This is a genomic window from Pseudomonas sp. NPDC086566, from assembly GCF_050280885.1.
In the GTDB taxonomy this organism is placed as follows: Bacteria; Pseudomonadota; Gammaproteobacteria; order Pseudomonadales; family Pseudomonadaceae; genus Aquipseudomonas; species Aquipseudomonas vlassakiae.
The window spans coordinates 62,191-83,715 of record NZ_JBNNWD010000014.1; the positions used below are offsets into that span (position 1 = coordinate 62,191).

A 21,525-nucleotide genomic window follows, 5' to 3' on the forward strand; every position below is an offset into this window, starting at 1 on the left:
CCGCGCAAGTCCTCCCCCGCTAAGTCGGCGCCGGCCTGGATATTGCGCATTTCACCGGATTGCTTGCCTGATCCTCTGAACCTGTGCCCACCAGCAGACCAGTGGTCGTACCCCTGTGCTAGCGTGTCTGGATTGAGGAACAACGTATTCCCCAGCAGACAATAAACGCCATCAACCGTTGATCAGCAGGTGAGCCATGGAACTTCATATCAACCAGAAGACTTATCAGGTCGACGCCGATGCCGACACGCCCCTGCTGTGGGTGCTGCGTGACGACCTGGGCATGACCGGCACCAAGTATGGCTGTGGCCTGGCCCAGTGTGGCGCCTGCTCGGTGCTGGTGGATGGCAATGTCGTACGCGCCTGCGTTACGCCCGTGGCCGGCGTGGTCGGGCGTGAGGTGACCACCATCGAAGCGGTCGAGGCCGACACGGTCGGCAAGCGCGTGGTGGCGGCCTGGGTCGAGCACCAGGTGGCCCAGTGCGGCTACTGCCAGTCCGGCCAGGTGATGGCAGCCACGGCGCTGCTCAAGCACACCCCCAAGCCCAGCGACGAACAGATCAGCGCAGCGATGGTCAACCTGTGCCGCTGCGGCACCTACAACGCCATCCATGCCGCCGTGCATGCGCTGGCCCAAGGGGAGCAGGCCTGATGAACACGCCCGTCGATACCCCCGCAGAACTGCTCAGGCTGCAACTGGGCGAAACCGTCAACCTGTCGCGCCGGCGCTTTCTGGCCAGCACCGCGGTCGGTGCCCTGGTGCTGGGTTTCGGCCTGCCGATGGGCGCGCCGCGGGTGCAGGCAGCAGCGGCCGCCACCCCTGAGCGCGGCACCCAGGTGCCGGCGTTCCTGGAGATCCGCCCGGACGGCACGGTGCGCCTGCTCAGCCCGTTCATGGAAGGTGGCCAAGGCCCGTTCACGGCCATGGCCCAGATCGTCGGTGAAGAACTGGATGCCGACCCGGCCAGCTTCCTGGTCGAAAGCGCGCCGCCCGGTGAAGCCTACGTGGTGATGGAGAACGGCATGCGCATAACCGGTGGCAGCATGTCGGTGCGCATGAGCTACCCGACCATGCGCCGCCTCGGCGGCCTGGCCCGTGCCATGCTGCTGCAGGCTGCGGCCGAGCAATGGGGCGTGCCGGTCGGCGAACTGTCCACCGAGCCTGGCAAGGTCATTCACGCCGCCTCGGGCCGTTCGCTGGCCTATGGCGAGCTGGCCAGCCGTGCCATGGAGCTGCCAGTACCAGACCCTGCCAGCATCAAGCTGCGCGACCCCAGCCAGTTCCGCTGGATCGGCAAACCCGTGCGGCGCCTGGACGCCTACGACAAATCCACCGGCAGGGCCCAATACTGCATCGACCTCAAGGTCGACGGCATGCTCCACGCCGCCGTGCAGCACGCGCCCCGCCTGGGCATGACCGTGGGCAGCCTGCGCAACGAGGAGCAGGTCAAGGCCATGAAAGGGGTGCACTCGGTGCATCAGTTGCCGGGCGCGGTGGCCGTGGTCGCCGAACGCTGGTGGCACGCCAAGCGCGCAGTGGAGGCGATCCAGGTGGACTGGAACGAACCGGGTGCGGACAGCAAGGTCCGGCCGATGCCGGCAGATTTCTCCAGCGACGGCTGGCGCGAGCACCTGGCCAGCGTTGAAGGGCCGGCCCGCGACGAAGAAAACCAAGGCGACATCGCCGGCGCCCTGGCCAATGCCAAGACCAAGGTCGAGGCCAGCTACCACAACCAGTACCTCAACCATGCCCAGCTGGAGCCGCCGTCTGCCATCGCCCGCTTCAACCCGGACGGTACCCTGGACGTCTGGCTGCCCAACCAGGCGCCAGACATGTTCCGCGACGACATCGCCAGGCGCACCGGCCTGGATGCCGCGCAAATCACCCTGCACTCGCCGCTGCTCGGCGGCTTCTTCGGCCGCCATTTCCTGTATGACTCGGCCAACCCGTACCCTCAGGCCATCGCCCTGGCCAAGGCCGTCGGCCGCCCGGTCAAGCTGATCTGGAGCCGCGAAGAAGAGTTCCTGCGCGACGTGCTGCGCCCCGTCGCCGTGGTCAAGTTCCGCGCAGGGCTGGATGCCGACGGCCTGCCGGTGGCCATCGAAGCGATAAGCGCCACCGAAGGCCCGACCGAAGCCCTGGCCGGCAAGCAAGGCGACAAGATCGACCCCACGGCCCTCGAAGGGCTGTCGGGCAAGTCATACGCCATTGCCAACAAACGCATTGCCCAGATCTACGTAAAAGGCCCGGCCATGCTCGGCTACTGGCGCTCGGTAGGCAATTCGCTGAACGACTTCTTCTATGAGTCGTTCCTTGACGAGCTGGCCGACAAGGGTGGCAAGGACCCCTACGAGCTGCGCCTGCACCTGCTGCGTGACAATCAGCGCCTGACCAACCTGCTGCATGCGGTGGCCGAGTTGTCTGGCGGCTGGAAGCGTGGGCCGTTCACCGCAGAAGACGGCAGCAAGCGCGCCCGGGGCATTGCCATGGCCTCGCCGTTCGGCTCCGAGGCGGCGGCAATCGCCGAAGTATCGATCGACAACGGCCAGGTCAAGGTGCATGACATCTGGCAGGCGATCGACCCTGGCAGCATCGTCAACCCGGCGATCATCGAGCATCAGGTCAACGGTGCGGTAGCCCTGGGCCTGTCGCAGACGTTGGTGGAAGAAGCGGTGTTCATCGACGGCAAGCCGCGCGCGCGCAACTATGACCTGTACCCGATCCTGCCGCCCTCGCGCATGGCCCGGGTGCATGTGCGCATTGTCGAGAGCGGGGCGAAGATGGGCGGTATCGGCGAGCCGCCGTTGCCCGCGGTAGCGCCTGCCGTGGCCAACGCCGTGGCGCAGCTCACCGGCCAGCGCGTGCGTAGCCTGCCGCTTAGCCGCCACACTTTCAGCTGACCGGACAAGGACTGCCCCATGACCCACAGCCGTTTTGCCCGCACCGCGGGCTGGCTGGCCGTGCCGTGCCTGGTCGCGGCCGGCCTGCTGGCCTGGTACGTGACCCGCGAACCCGCCTCGCCATTCGCTACCGAACAGCCCCCCAGCTTTGACCCCGCAGTGGTCAGCCGGGGCGAATATGTCGCCCGTCTCAGCGACTGTGTAGCCTGCCACAGCCTGCCCGACGGCAAGCCGTTCGCAGGCGGCCTGCAGATGGCCACGCCGCTGGGAGCGATCCACGCCACCAACGTCACACCCGACCGCGAGACCGGCATCGGCAACTACAGCCTGGCCGACTTCGACCGCGCCGTACGCCATGGCGTCGCGCCGGGTGGCCGGCGCTTGTACCCGGCCATGCCCTACCCTTCGTATGCCAAGCTCAGCGACGACGATGTAAAGGCGCTGTATGCCTTCTTCATGAAGGGTGTGCAGCCGGTGCAACAGGCGAACCTCCCCAGCGACATCCCCTGGCCGTTGAACCTGCGCTGGCCCATCGCCTTGTGGAACGGCGTGTTCGCCGCCGACACGCCTTACGCGGCCAAGGCCGGGCAAGACGCGCTGTGGAACCGCGGCGCCTACATCGTCCAGGGGCCTGGCCACTGCGGCAGCTGCCATACGCCACGGGGCCTGGCCTTCAACGAGAAGGCTCTCGATGAAGCGGGTACGCCATTCCTCGCCGGTGCCCTGCTCGATGGCTGGTACGCGCCCAGCCTGCGCAATGACCACAACACCGGGCTTGGCCGCTGGAGCGAGGCCGAGATCGTCCGGTTCCTCAAGACCGGGCGCAACCAGCACGCCGTGGTGTACGGGTCGATGACCGAGGCCTTCAACAACTCCACGCAGTTCATGAGCGATGACGACCTGAGCGCCATTGCCCGTTACCTCAAGTCGCTGCCCGCAGACCCGCAGCGTGACGGTGCGCCCTGGCAGTACCAGCCGGTTTCCGCGGCCACGCGCCTGGACACGCCCGGCGCTCATACCTACGTCACCCGCTGCGCCAGCTGCCACGGCCTGGACGGCAAAGGCCAGGCCGAGTGGATGCCACCGCTGGCCGGTGCCACCTCGGCGTTGGCCAGGGAAGACGCCTCGGCGATCAACATTACCCTCAATGGTTCGCAACGTATCGTTGCCGCCGGTATGCCAGATGCCTACCGCATGCCGGCGTTCCGCGAACAGCTGTCGGACCAGGAGATTGCTGATGTGCTGAGTTTCGTGCGCAGCACTTGGGGCAATAAGGGCGGCGCGGTGGATGCGCAAGCGGTCGGCAAGCTGCGCGGGCACACCGACCCGGCCAGCAGCAGCCCGATCATCTTGCACATGCGATAGAGGCAGGTTCAGGTATTCACTTTTCAAGAGGTCCCCATGGAAAGCATTGATCTTTTGGTCTTGCGCACCGCCCGTGACTGGCTCCTGGCCGGGCACCGGGTACTACTGGCCACCGTGGCCCGCACCTGGGGTTCATCGCCGCGGCCGGTGGGTTCGATGATGGCCCTGCGCGGCGACGGCCGGGTGGTCGGCAGCGTCTCCGGCGGCTGCATCGAGGACGACCTCATCCACCGCTACACCACGGCCTATCAGGGCGGCGGCATGCCGCGTGGCCTGCCGCAAGTGGTGCAATATGGCGTCAGCGCCGATGAAGCGCAGCGCTTCGGCCTGCCCTGCGGCGGCACCCTCGAGCTGATCCTCGAATTCGAACCGGCACTGGCAAGCCTGGAGCAACTGCTGCCCTTGCTGGACAGCGGCAAGCTGGTACGCCGCGAACTGGACCTGAAGAACGGCCAGGTTCGCCTGACCACCACCCGGGCACCGGAGCAGTTCGGTTTCGATGGCCGACACATGCTCAATACCTTGGGCCCGGGTTATCGCATGCTGCTGATCGGAGCCGGGGTGCTGGCCGAGTACCTGGCGACCATGGCCCTGTTCAATGGCTTCAAGGTGGCAGTCTGCGACCCGCGCCCTGAATACATGGATGGCTGGAACGTGGCGGGCGTGGAGAAGGTCGTCGGTATGCCGGATGACGTGGTGCGTGCGTTCGCCCCGGACCTGCGCAGTTGCATCGTCGGCCTCAGCCACGACCCCAAGCTGGACGACCTCGCCCTGCTCGAAGCCTTGCACAGCCCGGCGTTTTACATCGGCGTGATCGGTTCGCGGCGCAATAACCAGGCGCGCCGGCAACGCCTGATCGAGCATTTCGGGTTAAGCGAGGCCTCGTTACAACGCTTGCACGGGCCGATCGGTATCTATATCGGCAGCAAGACGCCGGCCGAGATTGCCGTCAGTGTCATGGCCGAGATCCTGGCGACCAAGAACGGCGTCGCCTTGCCTGGCGAGGTCACCGTGAGCGAGGCCAAGCGGGCGCTGGAGATGGATGGGTAGTCGACCCGGTCAGGGCTGCCCACCGGCTTGCTGTAGCCGCCATAACTCCAGGTTCTTTTCGACCAGTTGTTCCGGTACCGGGCCATCCACCAGCGCTTTCATTTTCAGTGCCAGCCGCTCGCGCAGCTCGGGCCGATTGCACTTCGACTGATGCGACAGCGCCAGGTACAGCCCCTCGCTGGACACCGGCGGGTCAAGCAGCTTCAACTGCGTATCCCAACCCTGCGTACGCGCCAGGGCCATGCCGGGATACTGCTCGTAGATCAGGTAATCATTGCGCTTGAGCAGCAGTTTCTCGAACGCCTGCCTGGCGCTGGGCACCGCTTCGAGCTGGAGGTTGGCCCTGGCGTAATCGTCGAACTGCTGGCCGTGACTGTTACCGACCAGCGTCCCGCCGTTGCGGCCCTTGAGGTCGGCCCAGCCCTGGTAGGCAAATGCACCGTCCTGGCGGACCCAGACCACACTGCGGGTACGCAGGAACGGCGGGCTGATGAAGTCCATCCGCTGCTGGCGCTCCTCGGTCATGAAGTACCCCGCCATCAGGTCGATACGCCCGGTACGCACCTCTTCCTGTGCCCTTGACCAAGGCCCGCCATACACCACCTTCACCTCCAACCCCAGTGCCTTGCCGACTTCCTTGAGCAAGTCGGCGTTGGCCCCGATCAGTTGCTCAGGGTTGCCCGGGTCACGCCAGAGATACGGTGGGTATTCCGGATTGCCAGTCGCCGTCAGCTGGCCGCACGACGGCTCTGCCACCGCACGGCCGGGCAGCAGGAGCATCAACAGCGGCAACAGCCAAGACTGGCAACGACAACGCTCGACCATCGACACCCTCCTTGGCTGATCACTCGGCAGACTGGTACACGCAGACCCGCCCGCGCTCGCGCTTGGCCTCGTACATGGCCTGATCGGCGGCCTTGATCAAGGCATCCACCTCGCTGGCATGGGCAGGCGCGAAGGCAACGCCTATGCTTGGCGTGACGAAATCGATGCTCACTCCCCTGACGCTGACCGGCTCGCCCAACACCTTGAGCAAGCGCTGGGCCAGCGCACTGGCCGCCTGGAACTCGGGTGTCGGAACAATCACGGTGAACTCGTCTCCGCCCAAACGATAGGCTTGGTTCGGTTGACGCAGCGCATTGCGAAGGCGCTCGGCCATGCACGCCAGCAAGGCATCACCGACGTCGTGGCCAAAGCGGTCATTGACGAGCTTGAAGCGGTCCAGATCGAGAAAGATCAGCGCCAGCGGCACGCTGGCACTGTGCAGATACCGGGCAAGGTCTTCATGAAACGCCTTGCGATTGCCCAACCCGGTCAGGGCATCTCGATAGGCCAGGTCAAACAGTTGCTGTTGATGCAGCACATGCTCGCTGACGTCATGCAGGATGCCGCGGTAGCCGATCAGCCGCCCCCCGGCGTTGTGGCGCGTGGATATCTGCGTCTCGAAGTGACCGATGCTGCCGTCGGCACGCCGCAGGCGAGCCGAAAGCGGCGCGCCGGGCTCGGTTTCGGCGATCACCGGTTCTGTCGGCGTGGTGGGCTCTGGTTGTTCCTGCAGCGATGCAAAGGTGCGTCCCAGCACCTGCGCTGCCGAATACCCCAGCAGCCTGCAGAAAGCCGGGTTCACCGACTCGATCCTGGCCTGATCGTCGAGTTCGAAGTAGCCGTCTTCCATGGCATCGAGAATCGCCCGGTCACGCGTTTCGCTCTGCTCCAGGCGGTCCAGCGCGCGGTTCGCCTCGCGCGCCAGCTGGCCCAGCTCATCGCGGCCGTCGTCGGTCAGGCGCCGCCCTGCCGCAGCCGGGCCAATGGCCAGAAGCTCGTGATGCAAGCGGGCAATGCGCCGCAGCAAGGTGACGTCCAGGGCGAGGTAGATCAGCAGCCAGGCCAGGCCGATGAGCCCGCCGGTCACGCCAAGGAATACAGCGAGCTGCTGTTCGCCTTCCAGGTACAGATGGCGCTCGCGGGTCAGTTGCAGGCGCAGCTGAGGCTCGCCCAGGCTGTCCTGGAACAGCAGGTCGATACTCTGATGACGGGCATCGACCACCCGACGGTTGCCGATGCTCATCAGTTCAGCCTGCAGCACGGGCCGCTCCTGCCCAGCGGTCGACGGCAACCAGGTAAGCTCTCCGCCCAGCTGTTGCTGCAGCATGGCGATGCGCTTGCTGTCCAGGAAGGTGCCCGCCAGCAGCACACCGCTGGCCCTGTCGCCGCTGCGCGCGGTATCCACGGCGACCAGAATCAGCGGCACCCGGAGCACGGCCAGCAGTTGCGCAGGCGGCGCCACATCCTGAGGCTGCAGCAGGCGCGCCAATTGCCGGGCAACGCCGTCATGCAGCGCCTTCAGGTTCAGCGCCGGCGCGCCGGCCGGGCGCTCAAGCGCTGCGAGGTCCAGGGGGCGCCAGCTCACCCGCTGCTCACCATTGGCAAAGTACAGGATGAAGTCGAAGCCACTGCGGCCCAGCGTGGCGGCATCGAGCGGGAAAGCCGACGGCACCGTGCCCGGCATCGCCTGGGCCCATTGCCGCAGGCGGTTGGCGTCGCGCTCGAAGCTGTTGCCCAGCAACGCTCGCAGGCGCTCGGCCTCGGCCACCAGCAGCCGCTCGTCCTGCTTGTCCAGCCGTGCCAGCAGCATGCCCTGGGCTGCGAAGTAGACAAGCGACAACACCAGCAGCAACGGCGGTACGAACAGCCAGAGCAATCTCGTGCGTAACTTCATGCGGGCTCCCCGTACCCTTGTTCACCTGCATCAGGTGGTTGGGCAGGGCCTGCCTGGCGCCGCCGTTGCGCGCACCGCTTCGGCCAGCTTGCGCAGGTTGGCCTGGTGGGCGTTGACCAGGTTGTTGATGCTGTTGTCGGCAGCGGTCTGCACCGACGTCCGGCAGGTGATTTCGCGCTCGCCTGGCCGTTGCAGGCGCCACAAGGCATCGAGCGAGGCGTATTGGCCGGGCACGCTGTCAAAGCGCTGCACATCCACCCTCAATACAGTGCTGGGGCCAGACACCGGGCCGCCCAGCATGTCCTGCAGGGCACTGCGAAACTCATCCACCAGGTTGGCACCCCACCACTCCGTTTCCAGAATGGCCAGGCCGCTGCTGCCCTGGCGCACCACCAGCTGCGGACGGTCCACTTGTGGCGGCAGGCTGACCCGGCTTACCTGCACATGCTGGCTACCCCCTTGCACCGGCTGGGCCGGGACCAGGGTGTGGTAGTTGTTCGGGGTGCTGCTGCAGCCGCCCAGCCAGATCAGCAGGCTGGCCCCACACAGATTGCGCACTCGATGCATCAGCTGACACTCCTTTGGCCTTCCACTTTCAAGGTCTCAAGCCTTGCGCCCCGGCCGCCTTCGGCCGGCCTTGAATCAGCGACTCGGGGTGGCGCCCCAGGTAGTCGGTCAGGTCGCGCAGCGAACGCGACATGCGCTCCAGCTCGTCCAGTGTCTCACCCAGCCGTTCGCGCTCCGGTGAGTTGTCGGCAATGGTCGCGTTGGCCGTCTTCAAGGTTTGCTGCATATCGTCGAGGGTGGCTTTCACCCCAGGCAGCGTCTGGCTGTTGATTGTCTTGAGGTTGGCGCGCAGGTCACGCAGGGTGCCATCGAGGTTGCTGGCAATGCTCTCCAACGGCAACTTGCCGATGCGCTCGACGAAATGCTGCAACTGCTCCTGCAGCATCTCCAGGCTGCCGGGCATCGTCGGGATGACGATAGGGTTGGCCTCCCGGTCGAACGCGACCTTGGGGGCGTTCGGGTAGAAGTCCAGGGAGACGAACATCTGCCCGGTGATCAGGTTGCCGCTACGCGCCTGCGCCCGCAGGCCATGCTCGACGAAGGTACCGATCAACTGCCGGGCGCCATTGAGGTCACCCTCGGTGTGCTTGAACACCGCCAACATCTTCTGATGCACAGGGCCCAGGCGTTGCGGGTAGACCACTGCATCCACCACCACCGGGAATATCTGCTTCACCGGGTCGTAATCCAGCTTGATCGCCGTGACCCGGCCAAACTCGACGCCCTTGAACTCCACCGGAGCCCCCACCGACAGTCCGCGCATGGACTGGTCGAAGCGCAGCTGCAGGTACTGACCCTTGCCGAAAGGCGGTGCCAGGGCAGCGTCGCGGTCGGCGAACAGTTGGAAGCGCGCCTGGTCTGCGGCCGGCTGAGCATCGGCGCTGAAGTCGGGTGAGCCAAATGCCAGCCCGCCGATCAGAATGGACGACAGCGACTCGGTATCGACCTTCAGGCCATTGGCGCCGATCTGCATGTCGACGCCGCTGGCATTCCAGAACCGGGTATCGCCGGTGACGAAGTTGTCGTAGGGCGCTTGTACGAATATGCCGATATCCACGCCCTTGCCATCCTCCTGCAACGCGTAGGACACCACCTCACCCACCGGGATCTTTCGATAATAGATGGAGGCGCCGATATCCAGCGAACCGAGGTCATCGGCGCTGAGGAGAAAACGCTTGCCCTTCTCGCCATAGGTGATCGCCGGTGGCAGTTCCAGGCCAGTAAAGTTCTTTTCAGCGGCTTTCGATTCACCGGCATCGGCACCGATGAAGCTGCCAGAGAGCAAGGTATCGACCCCGGATACCCCGCCCGCGCCGATCCGCGGGCGGACTACCCAGAAGCGCGCGCCCTGGGTGGCGAACGAGCGCGCGTCATTGGACAGCTGCACCTTGACGATGACGCTGTTGTGGTCTTCGGCAAGGTCCACGGTGGTCACTTCGCCAATCACCACGCTGCGGTACTTGACCTGCGTCTTGTGCGCCACCAGCCCTTCACCGGAACGAAAGGAAATCGAGATCACCGGCCCTTGCTGCATCCAGTTGCGTACCACCAGCGATGCCCCGACCAGGATCGCCAGGATCGGCACGATCCACACCAGTGAAACATTCCAGCGCCGGGTGCGTACCTCTGCCTGCCCGGCCCCATTTCGCGCGTCACTCGCTTGCGCCATCGGTGCGGCCTCCATCTTTGCCAGGGTGATCCCAGATCAAGCGCGGGTCGAAGCTCATTGCCGAAAACATGGTCAGCACCACGACCATGCCGAAAAACAGGATGCCCGGGCGCGGCTCGATGGTGCCCAGCCCGCGCAGCTGCACCAACGCGGCCACCAGTGCGACCACGATGACATCGAGCATCGACCAGTAACCGATCAACTCGACGCCGCGATACAGTTGCGAGCGCTGCCGGCAAGCCCAGCTCGAACGACGCTGGGCGGTGTACAGCAGCAAGCCGAGGGAGAAGAACTTGATGGCCGGTACGCCCATGCTGGCGATGAAGATGATCAGGGCGATGTCCCAGGCACCGTGTTCCCAGAACTCCACCACGCCGCCCCCAATGGTGCTGTCGCTGCCACTGCCCAGCATCTCGGTATGCATCACCGGCAGCAGGTTGGCGGGCACGTAGAACACCAGCGCGGCCACCAGGAAGGCCCAGCCACGGGCGATGGCATTGGTCTTGCGCCGGTGCAGGGGCGCGCCGCAGCGCGCGCAGGTGTGCACATGACCCTCCTGCTCGCAGGCATACCCGCAGCCATGGCACAGGCACAGGCCCAGTTCGTCTGCCAGCGCGGGCGAACTCATGGCGCGTCCCAAAGGTCGCGGATATCACGCCCGGCAATGTAGATGATCAGCATGCTCAGCGCTGCGAGTGCGATCAGGCCGATGCCCGGGATCACATCGAGCAGGCCGGCCAGCTTGATCACCGCCACCAGCGCGCCCAACAGGCCGACTTCCAGCATGCTCCAGGGCCGCAGCCCTTCCAGGCAGCGCATGCACATGGCAAAGCCAGGCGCCCGCTGCCCGGCCAGGGCGAAGCTCAGCACCCAGCAAAGCAAGGCGATCTGCAGCACTGGCGCGAAGATGATGGCCAAGGCCATGACCAGAGCAATGAAGGTAATGCTGCCGCTGCTGAGGATCAGCACCGAATCCCAGAGCGTCGCAGAGTTGGTCAGCCCCTGCATGCCAATGGTCATGACCGGATAGGCATTGGCGAATATCAGCAGAATCGCGCCGGTAACACTCAGTGCCAGACGCTGCTGAAGGGTCAAACTTGAATGGCGATACAGCACACCGCCACAACGCACGCACAAGGCACGTTGATGTTTGTGCACCGGCTTACGTTCATACACCGCGTCGCAATATTCACAGATTATCAGTGCCTGGCTCTGGCTCATGGTCTTCCCCAAAGGCCCGCGTCACTCCGTCACTCAAAGCCAATACCCAACGCGCTTGATACATGAAGATCTGACAGCAGCGCCTCTCCAGTAAAGTCGATAAACGGCGGATGCGCTCGTCTTCACCAGAAGGAAAAAGCCTGTTTGGAAAGTTCCGCCTTGGCGGCTTACTTAGTTGACCCTGAAGTGTTTTTTGCGCGGTTCTGCAGGCGATCGCGACAGCGCTCGAAAAACAGCAAGTTAGCCGATTACATAAGGCATTAGCGAGAAAGCGATAGCCTTTGAATCATGTATTGGCAGGTTGCCGCTATCCATTGCGAAGAGCGGCAAGCTCAATAAAGCGGTGGTTACCTGCACATGCGCTTGATCGCGCGCTCCGCCGCAGCCTGGAACACTCGACGCAGTGCTTCCAGTTGCTCTTTGGTAAGTGCCTTGGCGCAGGTCAGCCCCTGCAGAAAACCGATCCCCCAGCCTTTGGTTTCAGCCAGTTCCTGACGGTTCTCGGCGTCAGCGATATCACCCAGATGCAGGGCGGCGGGATGTTCGTAGCGGTCTTCAAGTGCCAGTTTGCGCAGCTCCTCCAGAGCCACCTTGAACTCGGCAGCGGCAACATCGTCCAGGCCCAGGTGCTCGTACTGCAGCAGGCTCAGACGGTCGGTGGCGGTCATCTTCGAATCTCCGTTTCACAGTAAAAGGAGCAGGTGCAAGGGAATCACCAGCCAGCCGCGACGCATCCGGGTGCCTGCGAAGCTGGTGTCAACTAGCGTGTTGTACCACAACTGAGGGCTCTCTCCCTAGTGGCGTGCGCCATCCGGGCGCAGGTCAGCGACACCTTCAGTCGCCTGCCTGGCGCAATCATTAAATTTAAATTGAATTTAGACTCAGGCTGAATCAGGCTGACTGCCATTCCTCCGATCCGAGAGCCCGCCCATGGCCATTACTCAACGCGAACCACGCAAGGACGGCGAAGCGACTCGCACGCGTATCCTCCAGGCTGCCGGCGAGCTGTTCGCCGCTGTGGGTTATGCCGAGGCCAGCAACAAAGCCGTCGCCGCCAAGGCCGAGGTCGACCTGGCCTCGATCAACTATCACTTCGGTAGCCGCAGTGGCTTGTACCTGGCCGTGCTCGATGAAGCGCGGCGGCGCTTTCTGGACATCAGCGACCTGCAGCGGATCACCCTCGGCGAGCAGCCGGCAGCAGAGAAGCTGCGAGCGCTGGTCGATCTGGTCGTACGCAAGGCCACGCAGCGCCGCGACATCTGGCACCTGCGCGTGCTGGCGGCGGAAATCCTCGCCCCCAGCCCGCACGGCCAGGCCCACATGCAGGCTGAAGCACCGTTGAAGCTGTCGCTGCTCAAGGGCCTGTTCAGCGAGATCACAGGCATCCCCCAGAGCGCCCCGGCACTGACCCGCTGTATCCTCTGTGTCACCGCGCCTTGGGCGATGCTGTTGATTGGCCCGCGCGGATCCACCGGGACCCTGCACGAAATACTCGGCATGCCGGCCGAAGATGTGTCTGCCCAGCTGTTCAGCTTCGCCCTGGCCGGCCTGCAGGAAGCCGGCCGCCAGCATGCCCAGGGCAAAGGCTGCTGACGCACATGAACGCTCAATCGCGCCTACAGGCTCAAGGCAACCGCATGCAACCGACATCTGCTGACACGCCCACCTGCGCACAGGCTGAACCCGGCACTCAAGCCTCCATTGCGCTGCTGCTCGGCGCCCTGATGCTGGTGATGTTCCTCGCGGCGCTGGACCAGACCATTGTCTCCACCGCGCTGCCCACCATCGTCAGCGACCTCGGCGGGCTGCGCTGGCTGTCCTGGGTAGTCACCGCCTATTTGCTGGCCTCCACCGTCGTCGTGCCGCTGTATGGCAAGTTCGGCGACCTCTACGGGCGCAAGCGCGTCCTGCAGATTTCGATTGCCTTGTTCCTGCTCGGCTCGGCGCTGTGCGGGCTGGCCCAGGACATGACACAGCTGATCCTGTTCCGCACGCTGCAGGGCTTGGGCGGCGGCGGCCTGATGGTGGTGGCCATGGCGGCCATCGGCGACGTCATTCCACCCGCCGAACGGGGCCGCTACCAGGGCCTTTTCGGCGGCGTGTTCGGCCTGGCCACCGTCGTAGGCCCTTTGATCGGCGGGTTTCTGGTCGAACACCTGTCCTGGCACTGGATCTTCTTCATCAACCTGCCGCTGGGCCTGTTGGCGGTGCTGGTGATCGGCAGCGTGTTCAGTCCCCCTGTGGCACCGGTCAAGCATGTGGTCGACTACATCGGCGCGTTCTTCCTGACCGTTACCTTGGGCGCGCTGGTGCTGATCACCAGCCTGGGCGGCAGTTTGCTGCCCTGGGCTTCGCTGGATGTGCTGTGCCTGGCACTGTTCGCGGTCATCGGCCTGGTCGGTTTCGTGTTCGAACAACGCCGCGCGGCCGAACCGATCATGCCGCTGCACCTGTTCCGCCACCGCACCTTCGTGCTGGCCGGATTGATCGGGCTGATCGTCGGCGTGTCGCTGTTCGGTTCGGTGACGTTCTTGCCGTTGTACATGCAGGTGGTGAAAAACGCCTCGCCCACCAGCGCCGGCCTGCAGATGCTGCCCTTGATGGGGGGCTTGCTGGTGGTGTCGGCGATCACCGGGCGGTTGATCAGCCGCTGGGGGCGCTACCGGGTGTTTCCGATCGTCGGCACGTTGCTGCAGGTGGTCGCGCTGGGGCTGCTGAGCCGCCTGGAACCGGACACGTCGATGTGGCGCATGAACCTGTACATGGGGCTGCTTGGCGCAGGCCTGGGCATGGTGATGCAGGTGCTGATCCTGGCGGTGCAGAACAGTGTCGAACGCCGGCACATGGGCGTGGCAACGTCAGGGGCCACGCTGTTCCGCTCGATTGGAGGTTCGGTGGGCGTTTCGGTGTTTGGCGCGTTGTTTTCCCATGCCCTGCTCGATGGCCTGCCGAGTGATTTCGCGGCCGCCAGTGGCGGTGCCGCGAGCCTTTCGCCAACGGCGGTGCACGCCTTGTCGGCACCGCAGCAGCACGCCTATCTCGAGGCGTTCTGCGCAGCCATGCATGGGGTTTTTCTGCTGGCGGCGATCGTTACCTGCGTGGCCTTTGCCTTGTCGTGGCTGTTGCGTGAGGTGCCACTGCGTACTGCCCATTGAGCCTTGGATTGCCGGTACCCGCTAAAAGGCCGGTACCGGCAAACGTCACTGGATCAACCGGCAGTCGTACACTCCGGCTACCACAGCCCCGGCTATCCTGTGAGATGCAATTTCCATCCGCTGGAGGTGTGCGATGCGTGCGTTCACGTGGAGTTACCTGCTGATGCTGCTGTGCGCGGCATCTGCAGCCCAGGCCCAGTCGGTGGTGCCGCTCAAGGGCCAGAGCAGCCAACAGATGCAGCTGGACATCAACGACTGCAACACCGTGGCGAACAACGCCGCGAACAGCGCCAGCAGCAGTTCTACCGGCAGCCATGTCGGCGGCAGGGTCAAGGGCGCGGCGGCCGGTGCCGCAGCGGGTGCGGTTGGCGCCCAGGTGCGGGGCAACCAGCACGACGAGGTGTATGACCGGGCCGGCGACAATGCCAAGGAGCAATACCGGCAGAACCGTGCAAGCCAAGGGGCAGCCGCCGGCGCTGCGGTAGGTGCCTCGCGGCAACGCCAGGAGCGCCGCGAAGACCGGCGCAACCAGGGCCAGGCGCAAAGTTCGGCGCATGCCAGCGCTTACAGCGGGTGCATGCAGGGGCGTGGCTACCAGGTCAACCCTTGAAGCCCCTGGCACTGTCTGCACGGCAACAGCCGATCAACAGAAAGTACAGCTGCGTACAGCATTAGCAGCCAGCCAGAAAACCTGTGGGAGCGGGTTCACCCGCGAATGCGGCTTTGAATCTACCGACGCATTCGCGGGTAAACCCGCTCCCACAGGGGTTGTACCGTTTCTCAGGGGAGATGGATGGCCAAATGGCATGTCCCCTGCAATCGAATGAACACACCTTCATTCGACTGGATTCTGCAATGCGCCTCCCTCTCAAGACCCTCGCCGCTGGCCTGGCCGCGCTCCTTCTCAACCCCACCGCCCACGCCGAAGACGCGCCCAAGGAAGTACGCCTGGACTACGCATACTACTCGCCGGTCAGCCTGGTGCTGAAGCACTTCGGCTGGCTGGAGCAAGCCTTGCCCGGCGCCAAGGTCAGCTGGGTGTTCAGCCAGGGCAGCAACCGCTCGCTGGAGTACCTCAACAGCGGCGGTGCCGACTTCGGTTCCTCCGCCAGCCTCTCCGCCGTACTGGCCCGCGCCAACGGCAGCCCGATCAAATCGGTGTATGTGTACAGCCGCGCGGAATGGACCGCGCTGGTGGTGGCCAAGGATTCGCCGCTGAACAGCGTCAATGACCTAAAGGGCAAGAAGATCGCCGCCACCAAAGGCACCGACCCGTACCTGTTCACCTTGCGCTCCCTGGAACAGGCCGGCCTGAAAAAGGACGACGTCGAACTGCTGCACCTGCAACACCCTGACGGCCGTACCGCCCTGGAAAAAGGCGATGTCGACGCCTGGGCGGGCCTCGACCCGCACATGGCCGCCAGCGAGCTGCAGGCGGGCTCGCGCCTGCTGTATCGCAACAAGGACTTCAACAGCTACGGCGTGATCAGCGTCACCGAGACCTTTGCCAAACAGCACCCGCAAACTATCGCCACGGTCATCAAGGCGTATGAAAAGGCTCGCCACTGGGCAATCGCACATCCAGCCGAATTCGCCCAGCTGCTGGCTGACGAGTCCAAACTGCCGCTGGACGTCGCCAAGCTCCAGCTGTCGCGCACCGACCTCTCCGCCCCGCAACTGACTGCCGAGGATGCCAAGGCCTCCAAGGCGGCGGCGCCCATCCTGGTCTCCGAGGAACTGGTCAAGCGCGGTGTTGACGTCAATCAGGTGATTGACCAGTTGATCGATCCATCCTTCGGCGAGGCCAACATCGAATGACCACCCACACCTTGGCCGTGCCTGCACCGCGCCAATGGACGCGTCGGGCCAAGGGCCTGGCCCTGCCGCTGGCGCTGATCGTTGTGCTGGAGGCCGTGGTGCGCCTTGGCTGGATCGCGTCCTACCAGATGCCGGCCCCCAGCGAGGTTGCCCAGACCTTGCTGCAACTGGCGGACGGTGCCTTGTGGAAACACATCGGCGCCAGCCTCAGCCGGGTGCTGGCCGGGTTCGCCATTGGCGCCCTGCTCGGCCTGGTGTTTGCCGCCTGGGTCGGGCTCAGCCGCGAAGCCGAAGCCTGGCTCGAACCGACCTTCGCCAGCCTGCGGGCCATTCCCAGCCTGGCCTGGGTGCCGCTGTTGCTGCTGTGGCTAGGTATTGGTGAAACCTCCAAAGTCACGCTGATTGCCATCGGCGCATTCTTCCCGGTGTACCTCAACGGCGTGGCGGCGATCCGCAACATCGACCGCAAACTGGTCGAGGTGGCGCGCATGTACGGCTTCGGCCCGCTGCGCCTGGCCCGGCGGGTGCTGTTGCCAGCCGCCATCCCCGGCGTATTCACCGGCCTGCGCAGTGCACTGAGCCTGAGCTGGATGTTCCTCGTGGCCGCCGAACTGATCGCCGCCACCCGCGGCCTGGGCTACCTGCTCAGCGACGGGCGGGAAACCTCCCGGCCAGACCTGGTGCTGGCGGCAATCATCGCCCTGGCCCTGCTCGGCAAGCTGAGCGACGGGCTACTGGCCGGGCTGGAGAAACGCTGGCTGGCCTGGCGCGACACCTTCGACGGCACCGACACAAAGGCCTGAACCGATGAACCAACCCCTAAGCACACTGCCCGTTGCGCCGTTACTCGATCTTCAGGTCGAAGCCAAGTCCTTCGGTACGACCCCGGTTCTCGGGCAGATCGACCTGCAGCTGCAGCCCGGCGAAATCGTCAGCCTGCTCGGCCCCAGTGGCTGCGGCAAGAGCACATTGCTGCGGCTGGTGGCGCAGCTTGACCCACACTTCAGCGGCCGCCTGCACCGGCGCCCCGAGCACGTGGGTTTGGTATTCCAGGAACCCAGGCTGATGCCCTGGCTGAGCGTGGCCGACAATATCGGCTTCAGCGAGGACAAGCGCTACGACCCCGCCAGGGTTGCGGCGCTGCTCGAAGAAGTCGGGCTTACGGGCTTCGCTGATGCGCTACCCAAAGCCTTGTCAGGCGGCATGGCGCAGCGCGTGGCCATCGCCCGCGGCTTGTATGGCCAGCCGCAACTGTTGCTGCTCGATGAACCGTTCAGCGCGGTGGACGCGTTTACCCGGTTCAAGCTGCAGGACTTGCTGCTGCAACTGGCCCACCGGCACGGGATTGCCTTGCTCGTGGTGACCCACGATGTGGACGAGGCGCTGTACCTTAGTGACCGGGTATTGGTGATCGGCAACCGGCCCGGCACGGTCTGCCGGGAATTGCGGGTCAGGCTGGAATACCCGCGTGACCGGCGCGACGAACGCCTCTCGCGGCTGCGCGGGGAAGCGCTGGAAGCACTACACCAGGCTCGGGTGATTTAATTCCGGTGCATTGAGTGATGGCTTGCGGGTGTTCGCCGCGGGATTTGCAGCGCCTGTGAGATCGAGCGCCGCCCGCGCGGCGCATCGCGGATAAATCCGCTCCTACATCTGTTTCGGGCCAGTTTTTCCTGTGCCGCCAACAGGATCTGCCTTGGTGCATGACTGCAAATCGATGAAAAGCAGTAGCGCCACCACAATTTCGAATGGAACAAACAAGGCGGTCCCTGTTGGCTCCACAGGAGAGACTGGCCCGAAACAGATGTAGGAGCGGATTTATCCGCGATGCGCCGCGCGGGCGGCGCTCGATCTCACAGGCGCTGCAAATACCGCGGCGAACACCACAACGCAAATTGGATCCAGACCTGAAAAAACGCTACCCTTGGCCGCCGCGCGAGCCAGTGCGCTGGCGCGCCTACCCCCCCTATGGAGCTTGATCGACATGAACGTCTCATTCCGCCGCAATTGGTTACTCGCCCTCGCCCTGCCCCTCGCCCTCGCTGCCTGTGGCGACAATGAACCCAAGCAGCGCGCTGCCTTCAGCGAATTCCTGCAAACCCGTATCATCGACAAGCCCGGCGTTCACGTGCCCAAGCCGAGCGCCGACGAGTCCAAGGCGTTTGGCCCCTATAACGACCATTACGCAGTGATCACCAACTTCAACGGCGCCATGGATAGCGCGGTGAAGCCCCTGGGCAGCCTCCTGCAGAAAGGCGCGGTGCGCTCGCTGAACGATATCACCAGCCGCCGTGACGACATCAAGGCGGTACAGACCGGTCTGAACGACATGGGCGTCCAGCTACAGGAGCAGAAGGCCAAGGCCGACAGCGCCCATGCCCAGCTCAAGCAGCCCGATGACCTCAAGGTGATCTACGACAAGGCCTACGACCGCACCGTCAGCGTCCCGGCCGAGACCTTCCTGCAGGTGCTGCCACAGATCAACGGCACCCTCGACAGCAGCCTGAAAGTCGCCGACTACGTGGACGCCCACAAGGCGCAGATCGAAATCAACGGGCCGATCGTCAAGGTCAACGACCCCAAGGTACAGGCTGAGCTGAATGCCTTGCTGCAAGACCTCACGGCTCAGGCGAAGACCGTGCAGCAGGCTCAGGCGCAACTGCAGACCGTGATGCTCGGCCGCTGACCCCAAGCGCTCAGCCCCATCAACCCAGGCGTGGCAACAGGATTGTCACGCACAACCCCCCCGCCCCGCTCGCCTTCGCGCTGATACTGCCCTGGTGCAGCCCGATGGCGCGGCGGGCGATGGCCAGACCCAGGCCAAAGCCATCGGCGCCGCTCTGCCCGCCCCGGTCGAACGGCTCGAAGATGCTCTGCAGGCGGGCCGGTTCGACCCCCGGCCCCTGGTCGACGATATGTACCTGCAACTGGTCCCCACCCCCCACCAGTACCGCCTCGACACGCACTACGCTGCCCGGCGCGGTATAGCGCACGGCATTGCGAACCACGTTCTCGAAGGCGCGGTACAGCAGCTCTTCATGGCCACGGGTGACGAAGCTGCCGACGCCCAGCAAACTGACCTGCGCCTGCTTCATGTCGGCCTCGAAACGGGCGTCCTCGACGATCTGCGCCAGCACCTCGACGGCATCCAGCTCGCCTTGCTCGCCATGGCTTTGCTGCGACTGCATCCGTGCCAGGGTCAGCAGCTGCTCGATCAGGTCATCCATGCGCCGCGACTCGCGTTCGATGCGCCCGAGCATTGCCTCGCGCTCGGGCTGCTGACGCAGCAACCCGATGGCGACGTGCAGGCGGGTCAGCGGTGAACGCAGCTCGTGTGAAATGTCGTGCAGCAGCTGTTGCTGCGCTTCGACCAGTGCCTTGAGCTGCCCGGCCATGCGGTCGCAGTCTTCGGCCAGTTCGACGATTTCGTCGCGTCGACGCCCCAGGCGCGGGCGCACGCGCACGTCGAAACGGCCCTGGGCCACCTGGCCCATGGCCTCGCGCAGCCAGGTCAGCGGGCGGGTCAGGTAGAGGCTGCAGAGCAAGGCGAACACCGCGCTCATCAGCGTACCGGTCAGCAATGGCCCCATGCTTCGTGGGCGCGGCGCCTCATCCAGGCGGGTGGGCACCGAAGCGCGCAGCACCAGCGCCTGGCCGCCGTCATCGAGCAACGCCCGCTCGAACCGTGGTGTGGCGACGGCACGCCCGGCCAACAAATGGCCGGTACCGTCGTACAGGCCAACCTGTACCTCGGGCGGCTGCGGTGACACGTTCAGATACTGGCGGCCAGCCTGTTCGCCATAGCGGTGCAACAGGTTCAGTTCAGTGGCCAGCATGGCCCGCAGCCCCGGGGTGTCACCGCGCAGGTCGTCAAGCATGAAGGCTCCGGCACCGACCAGGAAGGTCAGGCTGTTGGCCAGCCAGAAGGCCAGAAACAGCTTCCAGAACAGGCGCCGACGCCTCATTCGACGATCAGCATGTAACCCATGCCCCGCACGCTCTGGATCCAGCTGCTGCCGTCGTCACGCGGGCCAAGCTTCTGGCGGATGCTGCTGATGTGCACGTCGATGCGCCGGTCGTAACGGGTCAGCGGCCGGCCCAGGGCGTTCTGCGACAGGTCCTGCTTGCTGACCAGTTGGCCGGCCTGCCGGGCCAGGGCTTCGAGCAGGCTGAACTCGGTACCGGTCAGGTCCAGCGCCAGCGGCCCCCACTGCGCCTTGCGCCGCCCCGGCCACAGGGTCAGCGCGCCGCGGCCGATGGCCTCGGCGCCCTGGCTCTCGGCCAGCATCTGCGGATGCACCCGGCGCAGGATTGCCCGCAGGCGCGCCACCAGTTCACCCGGCGAGCTGGGCTTGGGCACATAGTCATCGGCCCCCAGTTCCAGGCCGGCGATGCGGTCGATGTTGTCACCCCGCGCGGTCAGCAGCAGCACCGGGACCTGGCTGCGGGCACGAATGCGTCGCAACACTTCGATGCCCGAGATGCCTGGCAGCATCACGTCCAGCACCACCAGGCGGTACAGCCCGCTCAAGGCGCGCGTCTCGCCCTCCTCGCCGCAGGACACTGCGGTGGCCTGGAAGCCCTCGCGGGCCAGGTACAGGGCGAGCATTTCGGTCAGTTCGCGGTCGTCGTCAACCAGCAGTACAGGAATCATGTCGGGTCGGGTGCCAGGTTCTGCAAAAGCGCCATGATCGCGCCGTCCTGGCGGAGCGTGGGCGAACTTTACACATCTTTACCCTCGGTTAACCGCGCCGAACACAGCCCGCCCGTATGCTCATCGCCTGCTTCCTGGCAGCCCTGTGCTGCTCTTCTACGCCCGCCTGGAACCCTCGATGAATTACCCGCGACTGTTGTTCTCCATCCTGTTGCTCAATGCCTCCATGGCCCAGGCCGCGTCGTTCAGGATCGCCGACATCCGCGTCAACGGCCTGCAGCGGGTGTCCGCCGGCAGCGTGTTCGGCGCCTTGCCACTCAACGTTGGCGATCAGGCTGACGACCGCCGCCTGGTGGATTCCACCCGTTCGCTGTTCAAGACCGGCTTCTTCCAGGACATCCAGCTG

Annotated in this window: 20 protein-coding genes and 1 pseudogene; 12 read left to right on the forward strand and 9 right to left on the reverse strand. The window is 64.9% G+C overall.

The genetic code is table 11. From position 1 onward, the window contains the following. The first annotated feature begins 196 nt into the window (after positions 1-196). From ACQKPS_RS25340 to ACQKPS_RS25355, 4 genes are read left to right on the forward strand one after another with little or no spacing between them, the layout of a single operon-like run. Positions 197-652, forward strand: coding sequence for a (2Fe-2S)-binding protein (locus ACQKPS_RS25340; protein ID WP_254480067.1), 456 nt, complete (start codon positions 197-199; stop codon positions 650-652). Further along, complete coding sequence (locus ACQKPS_RS25345) at positions 652-2,901, forward strand: molybdopterin cofactor-binding domain-containing protein (RefSeq protein ID WP_427605947.1); 2,250 nt, start codon at positions 652-654, stop codon at positions 2,899-2,901. The genes ACQKPS_RS25340 and ACQKPS_RS25345 overlap by 1 nt, the downstream gene beginning before the upstream one ends. An 18-nt stretch (positions 2,902-2,919) precedes the next feature. Next, entirely contained in the window at positions 2,920-4,266 is a 1,347-nt protein-coding gene (locus ACQKPS_RS25350; RefSeq protein WP_427605949.1) for a c-type cytochrome, read from the forward strand. A 36-nt stretch (positions 4,267-4,302) separates the two neighbouring features. Then, positions 4,303-5,316, forward strand: a complete 1,014-nt coding sequence (locus ACQKPS_RS25355; RefSeq protein WP_254480070.1) for an XdhC family protein — start codon at positions 4,303-4,305, stop codon at positions 5,314-5,316. Between the two features lie 9 nt (positions 5,317-5,325). Here ACQKPS_RS25355 and ACQKPS_RS25360 read toward each other — a convergent pair whose 3' ends face one another. The 7 genes from ACQKPS_RS25360 to ACQKPS_RS25390 all read right to left on the reverse strand — a co-directional run bounded on the left by ACQKPS_RS25360 (position 5,326) and on the right by ACQKPS_RS25390 (position 12,160). Next, positions 5,326-6,141: a substrate-binding periplasmic protein gene (locus ACQKPS_RS25360; RefSeq protein ID WP_427605952.1), complete on the reverse strand. Its 816-nt coding sequence runs from the start codon at positions 6,139-6,141 to the stop codon at positions 5,326-5,328. A 19-nt stretch (positions 6,142-6,160) separates the two neighbouring features. Beyond that, positions 6,161-8,035, reverse strand: a complete 1,875-nt coding sequence (locus tag ACQKPS_RS25365) for a diguanylate cyclase domain-containing protein (protein ID WP_427605954.1) — start codon at positions 8,033-8,035, stop codon at positions 6,161-6,163. A gap of 30 nt (positions 8,036-8,065) precedes the next feature. Further along, positions 8,066-8,602 carry a PqiC family protein gene (locus ACQKPS_RS25370; RefSeq protein WP_427605956.1) on the reverse strand — a complete coding sequence of 179 codons (537 nt, stop codon included), beginning with the start codon at positions 8,600-8,602 and terminating at the stop codon, positions 8,066-8,068. A gap of 28 nt (positions 8,603-8,630) precedes the next feature. After that, the gene (locus ACQKPS_RS25375; RefSeq protein ID WP_427605958.1) at positions 8,631-10,271 is read right to left on the reverse strand and encodes an intermembrane transport protein PqiB; all 1,641 of its coding nucleotides are present in this window, start codon (positions 10,269-10,271) and stop codon (positions 8,631-8,633) included. Continuing rightward, the gene (locus ACQKPS_RS25380; RefSeq protein WP_254480075.1) at positions 10,255-10,899 is read right to left on the reverse strand and encodes a paraquat-inducible protein A; all 645 of its coding nucleotides are present in this window, start codon (positions 10,897-10,899) and stop codon (positions 10,255-10,257) included. The genes ACQKPS_RS25375 and ACQKPS_RS25380 overlap by 17 nt, the downstream gene beginning before the upstream one ends. Further along, the gene (locus ACQKPS_RS25385; RefSeq protein WP_427605960.1) at positions 10,896-11,492 is read right to left on the reverse strand and encodes a paraquat-inducible protein A; all 597 of its coding nucleotides are present in this window, start codon (positions 11,490-11,492) and stop codon (positions 10,896-10,898) included. Before ACQKPS_RS25385 ends, ACQKPS_RS25380 begins: the two co-directional genes overlap by 4 nt. Positions 11,493-11,839: 347 nt before the next feature. Further along, entirely contained in the window at positions 11,840-12,160 is a 321-nt protein-coding gene (locus ACQKPS_RS25390) for a hypothetical protein (protein WP_254480077.1), read from the reverse strand. Positions 12,161-12,422: 262 nt separating this feature from the next. Here ACQKPS_RS25390 and ACQKPS_RS25395 point away from each other — a divergent pair, with 262 nt between their 5' ends. From ACQKPS_RS25395 to ACQKPS_RS25425, 7 genes are all read left to right on the forward strand, one after another. Beyond that, positions 12,423-13,085, forward strand: a complete 663-nt coding sequence (locus ACQKPS_RS25395; RefSeq protein WP_254480078.1) for a TetR/AcrR family transcriptional regulator — start codon at positions 12,423-12,425, stop codon at positions 13,083-13,085. 44 nt (positions 13,086-13,129) lie between these two features. Continuing rightward, a complete protein-coding gene (locus tag ACQKPS_RS25400) occupies positions 13,130-14,647 on the forward strand; it encodes an MDR family MFS transporter (RefSeq protein ID WP_427605963.1) in 1,518 nt (505 codons plus the stop codon). 133 nt (positions 14,648-14,780) lie between these two features. Continuing rightward, positions 14,781-15,257 (forward strand): hypothetical protein, encoded by a 477-nt coding sequence (locus ACQKPS_RS25405; protein ID WP_427605965.1) that lies wholly within the window; start codon positions 14,781-14,783, stop codon positions 15,255-15,257. Positions 15,258-15,502: 245 nt separating this feature from the next. Further along, on the forward strand, positions 15,503-16,465 hold the full coding sequence (locus tag ACQKPS_RS25410) for an aliphatic sulfonate ABC transporter substrate-binding protein (RefSeq protein WP_427605967.1): 963 nt from the start codon (positions 15,503-15,505) through the stop codon (positions 16,463-16,465). After that, entirely contained in the window at positions 16,462-17,268 is an 807-nt protein-coding gene (locus tag ACQKPS_RS25415) for an ABC transporter permease (protein WP_254480082.1), read from the forward strand. The genes ACQKPS_RS25410 and ACQKPS_RS25415 overlap by 4 nt, the downstream gene beginning before the upstream one ends. A gap of 4 nt (positions 17,269-17,272) precedes the next feature. Continuing rightward, positions 17,273-18,010 (forward strand): ABC transporter ATP-binding protein, encoded by a 738-nt coding sequence (locus ACQKPS_RS25420; protein ID WP_283725497.1) that lies wholly within the window; start codon positions 17,273-17,275, stop codon positions 18,008-18,010. 439 nt (positions 18,011-18,449) lie between these two features. Further along, entirely contained in the window at positions 18,450-19,151 is a 702-nt protein-coding gene (locus ACQKPS_RS25425; RefSeq protein WP_283722814.1) for a DUF3053 domain-containing protein, read from the forward strand. Between the two features lie 19 nt (positions 19,152-19,170). Here ACQKPS_RS25425 and ACQKPS_RS25430 read toward each other — a convergent pair whose 3' ends face one another. Together ACQKPS_RS25430 and ACQKPS_RS25435 are read right to left on the reverse strand one after the other, a co-directional pair. Beyond that, positions 19,171-20,430 (reverse strand): HAMP domain-containing sensor histidine kinase, encoded by a 1,260-nt coding sequence (locus ACQKPS_RS25430; RefSeq protein WP_427605970.1) that lies wholly within the window; start codon positions 20,428-20,430, stop codon positions 19,171-19,173. After that, positions 20,427-21,119: a response regulator gene (locus tag ACQKPS_RS25435; protein WP_427605972.1), complete on the reverse strand. Its 693-nt coding sequence runs from the start codon at positions 21,117-21,119 to the stop codon at positions 20,427-20,429. The genes ACQKPS_RS25430 and ACQKPS_RS25435 overlap by 4 nt, the downstream gene beginning before the upstream one ends. 178 nt (positions 21,120-21,297) lie before the next feature. Here ACQKPS_RS25435 and ACQKPS_RS25440 point away from each other — a divergent pair. After that, a pseudogene (locus ACQKPS_RS25440) lies at positions 21,298-21,525 on the forward strand (hypothetical protein); the annotation flags it as partial.